This is a genomic window from Domibacillus indicus, assembly GCF_000970685.1.
Taxonomy (GTDB): Bacteria; Bacillota; Bacilli; order Bacillales; family Domibacillaceae; genus Domibacillus; species Domibacillus indicus.
Genome location: NZ_LAJB01000015.1, coordinates 20,123 through 36,411 on the forward strand (window position 1 = coordinate 20,123; position 16,289 = coordinate 36,411).

Consider the following 16,289-nt stretch of genomic DNA (forward strand, 5'->3'; position numbering starts at 1 on the left):
AATCATTACTATATTATAAAGACACACTTAATTATGGAGGAACGAAACGTGAAAAAATGGATATTAGCAGCTGCAGGCTTGACACTGGCCCTTGCGGCTTGCGGGAATGAAGAAAGCGCAACAAAGGATAAGCAGGAAACAACAGGTGCTGGCGGGGATTTAACCGTTTATACAACGATTTATCCACTCGAATATTTTACTGAACGAATTGGCGGTGACACGGTTAAAGTGGAAAGCATGCTTCCGGCAGGAGCTGATGAGCATACGTATGAACCGACATCAAAAACTATTCTTAATATTGCGGAAGCCGACTTGTTTTTATATAACGGGCTGGGGCTTGAGCCATTCGCAGAAAAAGTAGAAGAAACACTTTCAGGAGAAGATGTATCGATTATAGGCGTTGGAGAGCAGGTTGAAATTGAAGAAGGGCACGAACACAGCGAAGAAGAACACAGCCACGAAGAGGAACATGCAGATGAAGCGGGCCATGGGGACGGACATAACCATAGCGGTACAGACCCTCATATTTGGATTGATCCGCTATTAGCTGAACAGATGGCAGCAGTGGTGAAAGAGGAACTGATAAAGCTGAACCCAGATGAAGAAGCGCTGTATGATGAAAACTACAATGCGCTGGCAGCTGAGCTTGAGCAGCTTGATAAAAACTTTCATGCAGCAGTCGATGGAGCAGCCAAAAAAGAAATTCTTGTTTCCCACGCGGCTTATGGATACTGGGAAAAATCCTACGGCATTGAACAGCTTAGCATTGCCGGCCTGTCTCCTACAGATGAACCGTCCCAAAAAGAATTGAAAGAGCTGGCTGACACGGCGGAGGCTCACAATATCCGCTATGTGATTTTTGAGCAGAATGTGACGCCGAAAATTGCGGAAGTTCTTCAAAAAGAAATTGGGGCAGAATCTCTCCGGCTTCATAACCTGGCTGTATTAACGGAGGAGGATATAGAAGCGAAGAAAGACTATATGTCGATTATGAAACAAAATATAGAGACTTTGAAAACCGCAATGGGTGAATAAAAAAGCCGCTTCCTGAAGCTACTGCTTATTAGGAAGCGGCTTTTTGCGCATAGCCTCTATGGAGAAGGACTGAATTATATCAATGATGCGGGAAGCCAGCCACTGGCAGACAACCGCATAAAGAATAGTTCTTACATCAACGACAAGCCCCGTTGCAATTAAGATGGCCGTATTAATATAAAAAAGAGAGCGTCCTGGCGGCCAATTGCGCCATTTTGACAAAATAAGAGCAGCAATATCCATTCCTCCGGAAGAAGCGCCTGATTTAAATAAAATGCCGAGACCAATCCCAAAAAGAAGGGCGCCGGCAGGAAGGTCCATCCAGATGGTTCCTGGCGGGACGGGGAAAAATGGCGTTAAAAAATCAATGGCCGCTGCGGTAACCGTCACACAATACATGGTAGCGGCCGCCGTTTTTAAGCCAAGCCATTTTACTGCGAGCACAATCATTACCGCATTTACTCCCCAAATCGATGCTGCATAAGGAACCTCGAATAAATAATGCATTAAAATACTGATGCCGGCTGCACCCCCCGATGAAACGGCATGAGGGAATAAAAACACCGACATTGCCGCAGCCTGAATAGCAGCTCCGGCTGTCCAAAACAATACTTTCACAACTGTCACCTCTGCTTGTGATCATAACGCATTCAACGAAAAAAATGAAGGGGTATTTTTGACGCTCTAAAAAGGCATTGATAAAATAAAGAAAATACATAAATGGAGATGGTGCGTGTGAATATTGCTGAAATGATCAGAGCACAACAGGAATTTTTTGATTCAGAAACGACAAGGAATGTTCAATGGCGGATCAGCCGTTTAAAAGAATTAAAACAGGTAATAAAAAAATACGAAGATGACATAATGAAAGCACTGTATTTAGATTTGCGCAAAAATAAGTTTGAAGCTTACACAACAGAAATCGGATTTTTATATGAAAGCATTCGTTTTATGATTCGCCATCTGCCGGAATGGGCTGCTGCTCAAAAAGTAAAAACACCTATCCACCAGCAGCCGGCGGAAAGCTATATTATTCCGGAGCCATACGGGAGTGTTTTAATTATTGGGCCGTTTAATTATCCCTTCCAGCTGGTTATGGAACCTCTTATTGGCGCGATTGCAGCAGGGAATACAGCTGTTGTAAAACCGTCAGAAAGCACTCCTCATACAGCAGCCGTGATAAAAACCCTCCTTGAAGAAGTGTTTGATCCAGCGTTTATCGGTGTACAGGAAGGCGGGAAGGAAATGGTCACTGCTTTATTGGAGGAACCGTTTGATTATATTTTTTTTACGGGGAGTCCCAGGACGGCAAAAGTGATTATGGGAGCAGCTGCCAGGCAGCTTATTCCGGTTACACTGGAGCTTGGTGGGAAAAGCCCGGCATTTGTTGATTATTCAGCCGACTTAAAGCAGGCAGCAAGGCGCATTGCCTGGGGGAAATTTTCGAACGCAGGCCAGACATGTGTAGCGCCGGATTACGTACTGGTTCATGAAAATGTAAAAGAGCCCTTTTTACATGAACTGGCGCTTGCTTTGTTTGACTTTTATGGAAAAGAGCCGCAGCAGAGCCAAGACTTTGGCCGGGTCGTGAATAAAAGTCAGTTTGACCGCCTGGCTAAAATGCTTTCCCGGACAGACGGAACTATTCTCTATGGAGGCAAAACAGATCAAAAGGATTTATTTATTGAGCCGACTATTGTCGAAGCGGCCTGGGATGATGCGTTGATGGAAGAAGAAATATTTGGACCCATACTGCCGGTTCTTTCTTATAATGAACTGAACAGAGCCGTTAAACAGGTGAAGAAGCTGCCTAAGCCGCTGGCGCTTTATGTCTTTTCTAAAGAAAAATCAGTGGAAGAAAAAGTGTTAACGGCCATTCCATTTGGAGGTGCAAGCGTCAACGACACACTCGTTCACGTATCAAGCCCCTATCTGCCGTTTGGAGGAGTGGGGTCATCGGGAATGAATGCTTACCATGGAAAATCAAGCTTTGATCTTTTTTCACATAAAAAAAGTATTATGCGGAAGAAAACGACGCTTCCAATAGACCTGCTTTATCCACCTTACGAAAATCGTGTTAGTACAATTCGGAAAATCTTGCGCTAGCAGGGAAATAAAAATAAAAAGTAGAATATATATTAATAGAAAGAAGAGTGGGAGGGAAGACGTGTGCCGATCAGCCTCGACCGATTAAAAGTGCCGGATGAGTTTGTTTTAACGCAGGAAGAAGTGATAACCGCAGTGTCGGAGTATTTAACAGCCCAGGGCTGGACTGTTCAAGTAGAAACACAGGCGGGAGGCCATGACCTGGCTGCATCCAAGGAAGAATGGAAAGCATATATAAAATGCAAAGGATCACGCGGAAAGCGCCAGCAGGAAGGCATGGTATATGATAATAACCAGCTGCGCGGAAATACCGGGGATCAAATTGAAAAACTGATTCGGGTACAGGGAGAAGCTGAAAGCCCAAGCTTATTTATTATGGCGAACCCTGGCCTTGACCGTATGAAATGGATTGTCTCAAAGCTTGAAGGAGGCCTTGATAAATTGGATATTATCCGTATATGGGTTTATCCAGACCGAACGATTAAATGGGATTTTCCCGCCCACCTTTTGTATATTTCAAGATCACTGGGAATTGAGAAAAATTGAAAGATTGCGGTTGCATGCCTCGGAAAAAGATGATATAGTAAGGATAGTTGTTCGTTCGTTTCAAAAGGAATCACATTATGTGTTTCATCTTGAAATAGCAGCAAACAGCAAGAAAAGATTTGCGTATTTAGCGCGAGGAGGACATAACATGCTAGAAGGTAAAGTAAAATGGTTTAATGCAGAAAAAGGCTTCGGTTTTATCGAAGTTGAAGGACAGGACGATGTATTCGTTCATTTCTCAGCTATTCAAGGTGAAGGTTACAAATCCCTTGAAGAAGGCCAAAACGTGACATTTGAAGTAGTTGAAGGACCACGTGGGCCGCAAGCTGCTAACGTAGAAAAACACTAATTCTGATTAAAACCATAACAGGTGGAGCTAACGCTTCACCTGTTTTTCATTTCTTTTTCAAATTTTGAAAACGCATACTTTGCAAACGTTGTCAATACAATGAAGCGAATTTGTCACAAAAATGCTATATTTCCAGTTTGAAAACAGGGGTTTTTTTAATAAAAACGAGTAAAATAAGGAGGGCGGAAAATGACCAAAAAGCAATCAGGAGGTTAAGGATGATTTATATTGCAGCAGCGGCAGCGGTTATCGTCGGGATTATGCTGGGAAGCCGGCTTCTTTCTGGCTACAAAATAAAAGAAGGAAGGCTGGTTGTAAAAACAGGCAGCCAGGAAACATCTATTCTGTTAAAAGAGATAGTTGAAGTATTTGAAATGGACGAAGTGTCAGAAGATGCGTCCTTTTTTGAAAAATATATTGTACGTGCATATATGAAAAAAAAGCGGGTAGCCGTTTATACACGATCCAATGTTTCTTATTTTTTTATCCTGCGCAATCCAGGCCGGCTTGTTAAATCAGTAAAAGTGCAAAATCCAAACGTCCATATTAAAGCAAAAGTGATTTAAAACGGATAAAGATCCGTTTTTCTTTTTGATCTAAAATAAGTATACAATAATTTTATTATGTAAACATAAAATCACTGTTTACAAATGAGAGAGAAGCTGTTATTTTATAGTAGTTATGGCGAACAAAAAAGGGGTTATCGATAAGGATGGCAATCTTTACAGAAAGTCAGGAAGAAGCAGTAATTACAGAAACGTCGTATTGCTGGAAGAAAAATAGCATCAAAATTGAAAATGGATATTTAAAAAGCACTGGAATGGTAACGAATACCCGCATACCAATTAACCATGTGGATACAATTGTATATTCATATAATCCAAAAAAACCAGCTATTGTGCCGGTGCTGAAAATTATCGGAAGAGGCGCTGTTTTATGTGAAATGGAGATTTCAGCTGAACATATTGAAGGGGTACAAGATTGGCTTCTTCGAGTGATTGGACATTCATAATACTTTACAGCCGCCTCATTCCAGGCGGCTTTTTGCATGATGAAAGGGTGAGGAAATGAAAGGATCGTCACATATGATCATTGGGGCAGCAACAGGCTTTGGAGTGGGTGTCTGGATGCAGTCTTCGCTGGTGGAAGCGGCACTTTTCACTGGTGTGGGTGCCGTTTCTGCATTAGTGCCGGATCTTGATGTAAATGGAAAACTCGCGAACAAAATAACTGTTGAAAAAAAATGGCTTATTTTATTTTTTGCGGCGGCCGGCCTGCTGCTTGCTCTTTACAGCTATTTTCTGCTTTTTGGTGTCAAACAGGCGGCCGGCTTCACAGCAAGCGTCGCACTTTTGATGCTGCCCAGGCTGTTTATTAAACAAAGAATGATGCTTTTTTTTACAGGAGCACTTGTTGTATATGTCGGCTGGTATATAAATGAAGTCTGGATTATGTACATAGGGCTGTTTATTTTATTTGCTTCAGTTGTTTCACATCGAACCTGGACTCATTCTATTATCGGCATTATCCTGTTTTATTTTGTTGCTGCTGAAATTACGCGGGCTTACCCGATCAACGGACTGCTTGCTGCTCTCGTGCTAAGCTATATTTCGCACTTGCTGGCAGATATGAAAATGCTGCCGGCTAATAAAAAAGGAACCAAGTTTTTTTACCCGTTATGGAAAAAAGAATTTTAATTTTTATAATTACACTATGTGTTAAATTCAAATAAAAATAAAACATAAAAAGATTATTAAAACAATAAAATGTGGGAATAAAAATAAAAAGCAAGCGGGGGATTTAATTATGTGGAAAGAATTTTTCTCAAGTATTGGAATCGACAGTGTAAAAGTAGATACTGTTTTGGAAAAACAAATAGCTGCACCGGGTGAAACAGTAAAGGGAAACATCCTTATTAAAGGCGGCCAGGCAGATGAGCCAGTTGAAAAAATTCAAGTATTGCTTTACATGCAGTATGAAGAAGTAAAAGAGGATAGTGATTTCTCCTGGCATGATAAAGATATTGAAGAGATAAATATTCAAATAAACCGCAATATAGCAGCAGGTGAATCCGAGACAATTCCATTTTTGATAAAAATCCCTGATAATGGCCCTCTAACAGATGGGTCACATAAATGGTATATCAAGACAAAAGTATTTATTGACCAGGCTGTTGACCCGGAAGATGAAGATCAGATTATTGTTCAATAAAAAATAAGAAATGTTTTCGCTTTTCTATTGCAGTTTTAAAAAAGTACAGAATAACAGCGTCTGTTCCAGGCAAGAACTGCAGCATTTCCTAAATAAGAACGGGTGAAGAAGGACTGGCAGTGAAGGCTCCAGCAGAAAAGCAAAGCTGCCAGTTCACAGCCCGCTAAGCTGCTGGATTCTTGCAGGATCGGAGCCAGCTGAAGAAAAGAAGCAGGCAACTTCTTTTGTATAAACAAAAAACAGAATGAATTTTCTGATTTTTGTTTGACAACACCACTCGTGTGTTATATATTAGTTTTAATAAAATTAATTTGTTATATAACAGAAAGGGGAGAATTTTATGGAATTGTATCAGGAAGCATATCGATATTATGAGAAAAAATGTGAAAACTATGGAATAAAAAGTATTCCATTTTATCGATTTATGCACAATTTAACCGAAGACCAGATCAAGTTATTTGTTCAAAAAGCCATTTAAAAAAGAAAGGAATGAGGAATACGCAAACTGCCAGCGAAGATGCCGTCTAAAAAACCCCGTCAGCAAAAAAAGCTCAGACGGGGTTATTCATGCTTTAATTTAAATGGGCGGCGCAGTATTCACGGACAAGTTCTATTTCATCTTCTTCCAGTTCAAAATCCAGTACACTGTCATCCGCACGGTTGTGCAAAAACAATCCGGCGATTTTTTGCGCGGGTTCTGTTACAGCATACAGTACACGAATGTAGAAGCCTTCTGGTGAGTACAGCTCGTCTTCCTCATCAACTGCTGCGAAAAGATGAAATTCATAACGATCCCCTTCTAAAATACCAAATGGATCATCGATTTTTTCAACCGTATGGTTTGTAATGATCATGCTGTGTTTCCTCCTCAGTTTATTTGGATAATGCGATAATCCATTTTCTCATTCGTTTAACTCCCTCTTCAAATTGCCCGGGGCTTGCGTAGCCAAAAGACAGCCGGATCGCGCGTGATGAACCCTCTGTATAAATACTGCCCGGATGAAACAAAATTCCTTCATTCAATGCTTCTGTGTATAATTCCTTTAATGAAATATTTTGATTCAGGCGAAGCCAGATAAAAAAACCGCCGTCCGGTATAGTCCACTCTGCTAAATCCGACAAATGCCGCTCCAGGGAGGCAGAAGCTGCCTGGCGCCGCTTTTTCAATTCTTTGCGCACATATTCAAGGTGATGTTCATAAAGGCCTTCACCGAGCCATTCAGCGGCCACCCGCTGCGATAATGAGCTCGTTCCATAATCCGCCTGCATTTTTACACCGGCCAGGCGTTCTATGACGGAATCCGATCCTGCAATCCAGCCTATACGAAGCCCGGGGCTTAATGTTTTGGACAAGCTGCCAATATAAAGAACATTTCCTGCGCTGTCCTGTGATTTAAGAGAAGGGGGGGGAGGCGTATCCAGCCACAGGTCCCGATAAATATCATCCTCAATAATCGGCAGCCTGTTCGCACTGCAGTACGAAAGTATTTCTTTTCTTCTCGCCTCACTCATTAAAACGCCGGTGGGATTATGAAAGCATGGAATTGTGTAAAGAGCTCCCTTTTGCCCGGACGCCCACACAGATTGCAATGAGTTCGGCAAAAGACCTTCGTGATCCATAGGAATTCCTTTTAATGTCATACCAAGCGATTGAAAGGTATGAATGGAGTATAAATAAGAAGGCTCTTCAAGCAGGATAGAGGAACCCTGTTCAAGCAGACCGGATGCAATCAGCTGAAATCCCTGCATGGCTCCAGAAACAACCAGAATCGATGAAGGAGAAACAGGAGTCCCCTGCCGGCTCATATAGCTGGCAATAGCTTCGCGCAGCGGCTCATACCCGGCTCGTTCCTCGTAGCCGAGCGTGTTGATTTTTCCTGTCAGGCGTCCAAGCACATCATTCAAATAATTTTCCGGAAATACGTCTTCCGCCAGTTCCCCACGGCTCAAGTCAATAATGCCCGAGTGTGCTGCTTGAGAAGCACGCTGGTTGTCAGAAGGAAGGGAAGCAAGCAAAGACCAGGTATTGTTTGCTACTATAGTTCCTTTCCCCATAATTCCCTGGATAATGCCGTCTGTTTTTAGCTGTTCCAGCGCGGCAACTACCGTACTTCGATTAACAGACAATTCTTCAGCCAAAACCCGCTGGCTCGGGATTTTCGTGCCGAGAGACCATCTGCCCCCTTCAATCTGTTCTTTAATCCAGCCGGCAACTGCATCCGATTTAATACTTCGCTTCATGTTCAGGCCAATGTTCCTTTAAAAATTCATCCCGCCCGGACTGCTTCCGATCTGCTTCGTATTCGTCCTTGTGAGTTTTATAAAAATTTTGATGATCGTTTTCTGCCGGATAGAAAGCGGAGGCCGGCAAAATAGGCGTTACGATCGGCTTTTTAAATAACCCGCTTTCTGACAGTTTCTGCTTTGAGCGCTCCGCTGCCGCTTTTTGCTCTTCGGTTGTGTAAAAGATAACCGCACGATACGATTCGCCGCGATCCTGGAACTGGCCTTCATCATCGGTCGGATCGATTTGCTGCCAGTAAATGTCGAGAAGTTGATCGTATGAAAAAATATCAGCATCATATGTTATTTCGACCGCTTCTTTATGGCCGGTGTCGCCCGATTTTACCTGTTCATATGTTGGATTGGCAGCGTGGCCGCCCGTATAGCCGGATATGACCGATTCAATCCCTTCCCATTGATCAAACGGCTTGACCATACACCAGAAACAGCCGCCGGCAAAAATAGCTTTTTCTTTTTTCATTGCTGCACTTCCTTTCTTTCTTGATAAGCTTTTCGAGTCAAAAAGTCTGCATCGGGGTAATAAGCTTTTTTCACAAGCAGATTCGGACCAAGGCATCGAACGGAGGCGCAATGGCAGCTAATCTCTTTTGCTAGTGCCGAGCCGGACCAGGCATCAAAAGCCTGCTGCAGCGTGTGGCTTTGAATGTTGCCAAGAGAAGGCGCATCTGCGAAATCAGTCACAATCACTTCACCTGTGAAAATATTAACATTTAACCTTGAACGGCCGTCCGGATCATTCCGGACTGTGACAAGCGGCTCATTTTGCAGCCGGTAAACTAAATGACGATTCTCTTCATCCGGGCTGCATGCAAAGAATGGAAGTGTACCGAACAGCATCCAAACGTCAGGGTTTCGAACATCAAGCAGCCTGTGGATTGCTTCGCGTGTTTCAGTTAGTGTCAATGATTCTAATGCACTCGCAAAGTCACTTGGATACATCGGATGTATTTCATGCCGGGTGCACTTCATTTCATCAGTAATTTGCCGATGAATGGAGGCAAGGTGAGGGAGAGTCCTTTTATTCAGCATCGTTTCCGCAGATACCGTAACACCTGCTTCGGATAAAATGCGGCTGTTTTCTATCATTCGGTTAAACAATTTTTCACGCTGGCTGTAGGATGGCTTTCGTTCCATATTAGCGAACCCTGCTTCTACAAAATCATCCACAGTCCCCCAATTATGCGAAATATGAAGAACATCAAGGTAAGGCGCAATGTTTTCATAACGTTCAGCATCAATGGTTAAATTAGAATTCATTTGCGTATAAACGCCACGGTTATGGGCGTATTGCAAAAGTGGAAGAACATACTCATTAACCGACTTTTTGGAAAGCATGGGCTCGCCGCCGGTGATGCTTAATGAGCGAAGGTCCGGAATTTCTTCAAGGCGGGACAGCAGCAGAGAAAGTGGCAATGCCTCCGGGTCTTTTGTTTGAAGTGTGTAGCCTACCGCACAATGTTCACATCTCATATTGCAAAGTGTGGTCGTCGTAAATTCAATATTAGACAGCCGGGCAGCTCCTGCCTGATCAATATCTATATAGCTTTCCCATGGATCAAAAGCAGGGGAAATCTTTTTTTTCATGTTCAAACACCTCGTTTTCTTTCAACATGTAATTATACCGCTTTTTGATGGAAATGAAAAAAGAAAGGTGAATTTACAATTCTTTAGAAAATATTCACATATTATTCATATCCAGTTCGTATGATAAAGAAAGTAGCAGAATTATCATTTTATCAAATAAAAGAGGTGCTTGAATGGGCAAAAGAAGAGGGACAATCCTGCTTTATCAACCTGAACAAATCAGTGCATGGCGGTATAGCAACGACACAAACGCAACAGGCATACAACTGTTCAGCTTCAAATGGCAGAGACATTCTATCTTTGGTCCCTTTAAAAAAACATACCGGTCCGATCCGCCTTGACTGGCAGAATCAGCACAATAGGATAAAGCGTTCATTTCCTGCATGTTATTGCCATATTACTTTTCTTTAATAGAAAAAACAGGTATCATGTGTGGTAACAACATGTAAGGAGGAATACATAATGAATAAGGTAACAGGATTTATGGGAGCTGCACTGCTTGCCGGAGGAATGCTTGCAGGCTGCTCAGCGGATTCTGAGAATGCCACGCCAGAAGAAGAGACAGTAGAGGAAACAGCCGCACCGGAAGAACAGCCGGAAGTGACGGAAGTAGAAGAAACAGAGACAGGACAAGCAGACGAGACGGCTGAAAACACAGCTGAAGATACAGCAGGCACTGCATCTGATGCAGCAGATAATGCAGCTGAAGAAGTGGATGGAGCGGTAGAGCAAGCGGAGGACAGCCTAGGAGACGCAGCAGATGCAGTTGAAGAAGGAGCAGCCGATATGGGTGAAGCAGTCGAAGATGGTGCTAATGAGGTAAAAGAAAATGTGGAAAATGCAGGAGAAGAATCTTCTGAAGCAACAGAAGCAACAGGCACATTTAACGGACTTGCTGATCCTCATACTGTCGAGATTGAGGTCGATGGCGTGCCGGCTGCCTATCAAGTAGAAGCTGACAGTGACATGATGGCCAAGTTTGAGGCAATGGAACCGGGTGAAAATGTCACATTTGTTTATGTAGAAAACGGAGAACAGCTTGTTATTAATGAAGTAAAATAAAAGATTGAAAAAGCGCATCGAATTCGATGCGCTTTTTCGTTTAAATAAAGAAAAAAGGGGAATAAATAACTATACGATACATAAGGGTAATAGGGGGCTGCAATATATGAATACATCAGGAATGCTGCGCGGATATTTGGCAAAAGTAATGGATCAGGAAAGTTTCTTTTTTCATGTTATCAACTGTATGGAAAAACAGCTGATTGACTGGGGAAACGAGCCTATCCTTTTATTTAACTGGGAAAAGCACTCAAAGGATGTAGGCGGTTTTTTTCTTGTTGATGGCTTTTCTTATTTCTTTACTTTCGAAAAACAAGCATTAAAACAGCTGCAGAATCAGTCACCTTATGCTGTTGACCGTGCATTATGGGAGTCACTGGTAGAAAACGGCTTCGTTTTAAAAGAAAGCAATTATATCGATAAAGCATTTATGTAAAAACAGCCGGGAGTCCCGGCTGTTTTTATTTATTAATTTCGCACCTGTCCTGAGCCGCGAACAAGTGATTTTACGGTTGTAATGGCTTTTAACCCCATTGGCCCGCGGGCATGAAGCTTTTGTGTGCTGATGCCAATTTCTGCTCCATAGCCGAATTGCTCGCCGTCTGTAAACCGTGTCGAAGCGTTACGGTACAGAACAGCAGCATCAATGCCCCGGAAAAAGAAATCGGCATTTTCCTCGTTTTCGGTAACAATGGCTTCTGAATGCTTTGTTCCATACTGGTTAATATGCTGAACTGCTTCCTGTGTATCATTAACCATTTTTGCAGAGAGCGTCATAGCCAGATATTCCTGCCCCCAGTCTTCTTCTGAAGCTTGTTTAACATAGCCATAGGTGTCAGTCAAATCCTTATCGCCGCGGACTTCCACACCTGCATGCTTAAGGGCTTCAAACAATTCTCTCTGATACGGCCAATTGCGGTGAACGAGCAGGCTTTCCGCAGCATTACATACTGATGGACGGTGCGTTTTTGCGTTTAAAGCAATATTAATAGCCATCTCTTTTTCCGCTGATTCATCAATGAACACATGGCAGTTGCCAACGCCGGTTTCTAAAACAGGAACCGTAGACTGCGCAATAACAGATTGAATCAATCCGGCTCCGCCGCGTGGAATTAATACGTCCAGGTAATTATTCAATTTAAACATTTCTGCTGCAGTCTCGCGGCTTGTATCTTCCAAAAGCTGAAGGGCGTCAGATGGAAGGGGGGATTTTTTCAGTGCCTGTTTCATGACAGACACCAGCGCTTTGTTAGACTGAAGAGCAGATGTACTTCCACGCAGCAGCACCGCATTTCCAGCTTTTAAACAAAGAGTCGCAGCATCCACCGTAACATTTGGACGGGCCTCGTAAACCATTCCTACAACTCCGAGCGGCACCCGAATCGTTTCGATATAAAGACCGTGTTCAGTTGTCCATGATTCCACCACTTCGCCAATTGGATCTTCTAATTTCGTTAACTGGCGCACAGCCTCGGCAATTGCGTGGATTCGCTCTTCTGTCAGCTGAAGACGGTCCAGCAAAGAATCCGTAAAACCTGCTTTGCGGCCGGCGGCCATATCCTGTTCATTTGCGGCTAAAATTGCCGGTGTCTCATCGATCAATGCCTCTGCAATCAGCAAAAGCGCTTCATCTTTTTCCGCTGTTGATTTTGTCGCCATTTGAAAGGAAGCTTGTTTTAAAAGCTCTGCTTTTTGTAAAAGTTCACTCATTTCTCCCACTCCTATCCTTCATTTTTTAAGGTAACCCAGTTATCACGGTGAATGACTTCGGCCCGTTCGTTAATGGAATAAGCTTTTGCTTCTGGGCCGGGCAGCCCTTTTACCTTCTCAAGGTCAACGGAAGAATAAAAGACTTGTCCCCGCCCGAGAAGATCTTTGTTTTGATTGCGGACATCCACCACATCCAGGGCGTCGAATAAGCCTTCAATAGAGGTAATGCCCACTGGAAGAAGGCTTTTTCCGCCTTTTATCACCGCTTTTTCTGCTCCTGAGTCCACAATAATGGTTCCCGAGGGCTTCGCGTGGTGGGCAAGCCATTGTTTTTTCCGCTGCATATGCGGCTGCATCGGCGACCCGATATAAGTTCCAGAGCCTTTTCCTTCCATAATATCAAGCAGCTTTCGCTCGCCCGCGCCATTGCCGATAAAGACGGATACGCCAAGAGATTGGGCTTTATCAGCAGCCAGGAGCTTTGATTTCATACCGCCTGTGCCGACGGATGATCCGCTTCCGCCCGCTGCCTGCAGCATTTCTTCGGAAATCTCCGGCACAAAATTAAACCGCTTTGCATTTGGATTGGTTTTGGGGTTGCTGTCATAAAGGCCGTCAATATCAGTTAAAATGACGAGCCCATCCGCCTGCAAAAATCCGCTGACCAGTGCTGAGAGCATGTCGTTATCTCCATACGTCAGCTCTTCAATAGAAATAGAATCATTTTCATTAATAATCGGAACAGCGCCGCGGTTTAACAGCTCTGTCATTGCTGTGTAAAAATTTTGAAAACGACCTTTGGAGTAAAAGTCTCCTTTTGTTAACAGCATCTGGGCAGCGGTTATACCTTTTGGTGACAGGTGAGAAATATACCGCTGGATTAATAGGCTTTGCCCGACGGCGGCAGATGCCTGGCGGGCAGCCATTACTTTCGGGCGGGCGGCATAGCCGAGCGCCCGAAAGCCGGCAGCAACAGCGCCGGAAGAAACGACAATAACTTCGTGGCCTGCCTGCTTCATAGCCGCAATGGCAGCCGTATGATCGGCCACTTTTTCTTCAACAATATTTCCGCTGTTATCCGTTAGCGAGCTGCTGCCGATTTTTACGACAATACGTTGTTTTTTCATAACAATTCATTCCTTTTCAATAAAAAAAGCACACCAAATCGTCCATAAAGGACGGGTATGCTTTCCGTGGTACCACCTTTTTTGACGCGACTTTAGCGCCCACTTTGCATCTGTAACGGAGAAGGCCGGCTTATGTTTTCATAAGCAATGTGTAAGCAGGGCAGGTTCAATAGTGCCTTTCCGCAGGAGTCTTTCAGCCGGTGAACTCCTTCTCTGGTCCGGGGGCGGTCCATTTACTAATCCCGTCATTTTTGCTCTATTCTTTTTTATTATCGTATATTCTGACTATTTGTCAAGCACTTGAGGAGCAGAACGAAGAATATCAAGAAAGTGTTTTAATACTTTTGCCGTTAATCCCCAAATAATCCGATTCTCATAAACATAAAAATACTCTTCCATCTTTTTAGCCTGCCAGTTGTACTCTTTTCCATGAGTAATCAAATGATAAGGGAAATTCTCTTCCGGTTCCGGCCGAAGCTGAATGTAATGAAGATCGGGTTTTGTTTGAAGCAGGAAATCAAGCGGAACCGTAAATACTTCACCGACTTCTGCTTCATTTAAGCGAAGATCAGTCAAATCAAGCAGACCGGCATAGCTGTAAATAATCATACCAAATGGAGACAGCATAAAATCGAGCGGAAACAAAATCTCAATGTTCTCAATCGGAACACCCAGTTCCTCCTGGGTTTCCCGAACGGCTGCGTTTTCCGGAGAGTGATCACTTTCGTCAATTTTGCCTCCGGGAAAGCAGATTTCTCCCGGCTGGCGCCGCATTGATAAAGCCCGTACTTCAAACAGGACATGAAGGCCATCTTCTTTTTGAACAAGCGGCAGCAGCAATGAAAACTTGGCGAAGGCTTCACTGCCGAGAATCTCGGGTGTACGGCTGGCAAGCCGCTCTTTTAATTCCTTGATGTTCATCAGACCAGCTCCATTTTTACTCATTCATCTTTTGTTTTTTGAAAAGGTTCTTGATTCTTTCATTATAATAGAAAGATGGAGATAATGAAAAAATTTGATTTTTTAGTGTGAAAATATTCAAAAAAATTGTATGATAGAAGAAGTACATACCTCAGCAGCATGCTGACGAATTTTTACACATGAGGAGTCCTAAAGATGACACAAGAATTAACCGTACAATTAGCTGACAAAAAAAGAGAAAAACCCGACCAGGCAAATCTCGGGTTTGGCCGTGTTTTTACCGATCATATGTTTATGATGGATTATACGGAAGGCAAAGGATGGCATGATGCACGCATCGTTCCGTATCAGCCGATTGCCCTTGATCCGTCGGCTATGGTGTTCCATTACGGGCAGACGGTATTCGAAGGAATGAAAGCTTATTTAACGGAAGAGGGAAAAGTATTTTTATTCCGTCCTGAAAAAAACATGGAGCGTTTAAATCGCTCCAATGAGCGCCTTTGCATCCCGCAAATTGACGGTGAGTTTGTTATTGAAGGGTTAAAACAGCTTATTGCCGTTGACCGGGAGTGGATTCCGACAGCGGAAGGAACATCTTTATACGTCCGGCCGTTTATCATCGCGACAGAACCGTTTTTAGGTGTTGCCCCGGCTAAAAATTATACATTGATGATTATTATGTCACCGGTCGGCTCGTACTATAAGGAAGGTATTGCACCGGTTAAAATTTTAGTAGAGAATGACTTTGTCCGCGCTGTAAAAGGCGGCACTGGCGAAGCGAAAACAGGCGGCAACTATGCGTCAAGCTTAAAAGCGCAGGAAGCAGCAGCCGGCAAAAACTATTCACAGGTGCTCTGGCTGGATGGCCTGGAGAAAAAATACATTGAAGAAGTCGGCAGCATGAATGTATTTTTTAAAATTGACGGCGAGGTTGTTACTCCGGCACTGAACGGCAGTATTTTGCATGGCGTTACACGCGATTCAGTAATTCAGCTTTTGAAGCACTGGAACGTTCCTGTATCTGAACGCCGCATTTCAATGGAAGAAGTAGCGGAAGCATACCGGAATGGGAAACTAGAAGAAGCTTTTGGCACCGGGACAGCGGCTATCATTTCCCCGATCGGAGAATTCTTGTGGGAAGAAGAAAAAATGGTGCTCAATGGAGGCGAAACGGGTGAACTGTCCAAGCGTATTTATGATACAATCACCGGTATCCAAAAAGGTGCGCTGAAAGACGAGTTTGGCTGGATTACAGAAGTGCCGGTTTCAAAATAAAATTTATTTTACAATAGCGCTCTCCTTCAGGCGCATAACGGTCCATATACACGTATGGG

Annotated in this window: 20 protein-coding genes; 12 read left to right on the plus strand and 8 right to left on the minus strand. The window is 43.4% G+C overall.

From position 1 onward, the window contains the following. Nucleotides 1-48: 48 nt before the first annotated feature. A complete protein-coding gene (locus VP98_RS14580) occupies nt 49-1,035 on the plus strand; it encodes a metal ABC transporter solute-binding protein, Zn/Mn family (protein ID WP_231584189.1) in 987 nt (328 codons plus the stop codon). A gap of 18 nt (nt 1,036-1,053) precedes the next feature. Here the strand turns inward: VP98_RS14580 and VP98_RS14585 are convergent, their stop codons facing one another. Then, nucleotides 1,054-1,653: a YitT family protein gene (locus tag VP98_RS14585; RefSeq protein ID WP_231584190.1), complete on the minus strand. Its 600-nt coding sequence runs from the start codon at nt 1,651-1,653 to the stop codon at nt 1,054-1,056. Nucleotides 1,654-1,755: 102 nt separating this feature from the next. Between VP98_RS14585 and VP98_RS14590 the strand changes: the two genes are divergently transcribed. The 8 genes from VP98_RS14590 (at nt 1,756) to VP98_RS18970 (ending at nt 6,725) form a co-directional block, all read left to right on the plus strand. Beyond that, nucleotides 1,756-3,141: an aldehyde dehydrogenase gene (locus VP98_RS14590; RefSeq protein ID WP_046176142.1), complete on the plus strand. Its 1,386-nt coding sequence runs from the start codon at nt 1,756-1,758 to the stop codon at nt 3,139-3,141. Between the two features lie 63 nt (nt 3,142-3,204). Continuing rightward, nucleotides 3,205-3,687 (plus strand): hypothetical protein, encoded by a 483-nt coding sequence (locus VP98_RS14595; RefSeq protein ID WP_046176143.1) that lies wholly within the window; start codon nt 3,205-3,207, stop codon nt 3,685-3,687. Between the two features lie 148 nt (nt 3,688-3,835). Continuing rightward, entirely contained in the window at nt 3,836-4,036 is a 201-nt protein-coding gene (gene cspD, locus VP98_RS14600; RefSeq protein ID WP_046176144.1) for a cold-shock protein CspD, read from the plus strand. A gap of 218 nt (nt 4,037-4,254) precedes the next feature. Further along, the gene (locus VP98_RS14605; RefSeq protein WP_046176145.1) at nt 4,255-4,602 is read left to right on the plus strand and encodes a hypothetical protein; all 348 of its coding nucleotides are present in this window, start codon (nt 4,255-4,257) and stop codon (nt 4,600-4,602) included. 146 nt (nt 4,603-4,748) lie between these two features. Next, entirely contained in the window at nt 4,749-5,048 is a 300-nt protein-coding gene (locus VP98_RS14610) for a hypothetical protein (RefSeq protein ID WP_046176146.1), read from the plus strand. 55 nt (nt 5,049-5,103) lie between these two features. Continuing rightward, nucleotides 5,104-5,733, plus strand: coding sequence for a metal-dependent hydrolase (locus tag VP98_RS14615; RefSeq protein WP_046176147.1), 630 nt, complete (start codon nt 5,104-5,106; stop codon nt 5,731-5,733). A gap of 109 nt (nt 5,734-5,842) precedes the next feature. Then, nucleotides 5,843-6,247 (plus strand): sporulation protein, encoded by a 405-nt coding sequence (locus VP98_RS14620; protein WP_046176148.1) that lies wholly within the window; start codon nt 5,843-5,845, stop codon nt 6,245-6,247. Nucleotides 6,248-6,587: 340 nt separating this feature from the next. Beyond that, entirely contained in the window at nt 6,588-6,725 is a 138-nt protein-coding gene (locus tag VP98_RS18970; protein ID WP_156151403.1) for a hypothetical protein, read from the plus strand. Nucleotides 6,726-6,819: 94 nt separating this feature from the next. On the opposite strand, the gene VP98_RS14625 is transcribed toward VP98_RS18970, so the two are convergent. From VP98_RS14625 to yfkAB, 4 genes are read right to left on the minus strand one after another with little or no spacing between them, the layout of a single operon-like run. Then, nucleotides 6,820-7,101 (minus strand): DUF6509 family protein, encoded by a 282-nt coding sequence (locus tag VP98_RS14625; protein ID WP_046176149.1) that lies wholly within the window; start codon nt 7,099-7,101, stop codon nt 6,820-6,822. A gap of 19 nt (nt 7,102-7,120) precedes the next feature. Next, nucleotides 7,121-8,488 (minus strand): aminotransferase-like domain-containing protein, encoded by a 1,368-nt coding sequence (locus VP98_RS14630; protein WP_046176150.1) that lies wholly within the window; start codon nt 8,486-8,488, stop codon nt 7,121-7,123. Next, nucleotides 8,472-9,011 (minus strand): peptide-methionine (S)-S-oxide reductase MsrA, encoded by a 540-nt coding sequence (gene msrA / locus VP98_RS14635; RefSeq protein ID WP_046176151.1) that lies wholly within the window; start codon nt 9,009-9,011, stop codon nt 8,472-8,474. Before msrA ends, VP98_RS14630 begins: the two co-directional genes overlap by 17 nt. Next, nucleotides 9,008-10,135, minus strand: a complete 1,128-nt coding sequence (gene yfkAB, locus VP98_RS14640; RefSeq protein WP_046176152.1) for a radical SAM/CxCxxxxC motif protein YfkAB — start codon at nt 10,133-10,135, stop codon at nt 9,008-9,010. Before yfkAB ends, msrA begins: the two co-directional genes overlap by 4 nt. A 462-nt stretch (nt 10,136-10,597) precedes the next feature. On the opposite strand from yfkAB, the gene VP98_RS14645 reads away from it, so the two are divergent. Beyond that, the gene (locus VP98_RS14645) at nt 10,598-11,197 is read left to right on the plus strand and encodes a prolipoprotein diacylglyceryl transferase (protein WP_046176153.1); all 600 of its coding nucleotides are present in this window, start codon (nt 10,598-10,600) and stop codon (nt 11,195-11,197) included. 106 nt (nt 11,198-11,303) lie between these two features. Further along, a complete protein-coding gene (locus VP98_RS14650; RefSeq protein ID WP_046176154.1) occupies nt 11,304-11,633 on the plus strand; it encodes a hypothetical protein in 330 nt (109 codons plus the stop codon). A gap of 32 nt (nt 11,634-11,665) precedes the next feature. Here the strand turns inward: VP98_RS14650 and VP98_RS14655 are convergent, their stop codons facing one another. The 3 genes from VP98_RS14655 to VP98_RS14665 form a co-directional block, all read right to left on the minus strand. Further along, nucleotides 11,666-12,907, minus strand: a complete 1,242-nt coding sequence (locus VP98_RS14655; protein ID WP_046176155.1) for a glutamate-5-semialdehyde dehydrogenase — start codon at nt 12,905-12,907, stop codon at nt 11,666-11,668. 11 nt (nt 12,908-12,918) lie between these two features. Further along, entirely contained in the window at nt 12,919-14,034 is a 1,116-nt protein-coding gene (gene proB / locus VP98_RS14660) for a glutamate 5-kinase (protein WP_046176156.1), read from the minus strand. A 285-nt stretch (nt 14,035-14,319) separates the two neighbouring features. Then, the gene (locus tag VP98_RS14665; protein ID WP_046176157.1) at nt 14,320-14,955 is read right to left on the minus strand and encodes an NUDIX hydrolase; all 636 of its coding nucleotides are present in this window, start codon (nt 14,953-14,955) and stop codon (nt 14,320-14,322) included. Between the two features lie 195 nt (nt 14,956-15,150). Between VP98_RS14665 and VP98_RS14670 the strand changes: the two genes are divergently transcribed. Further along, nucleotides 15,151-16,230: a branched-chain amino acid aminotransferase gene (locus VP98_RS14670; RefSeq protein ID WP_046176158.1), complete on the plus strand. Its 1,080-nt coding sequence runs from the start codon at nt 15,151-15,153 to the stop codon at nt 16,228-16,230. Nucleotides 16,231-16,289 lie beyond the last annotated feature (59 nt).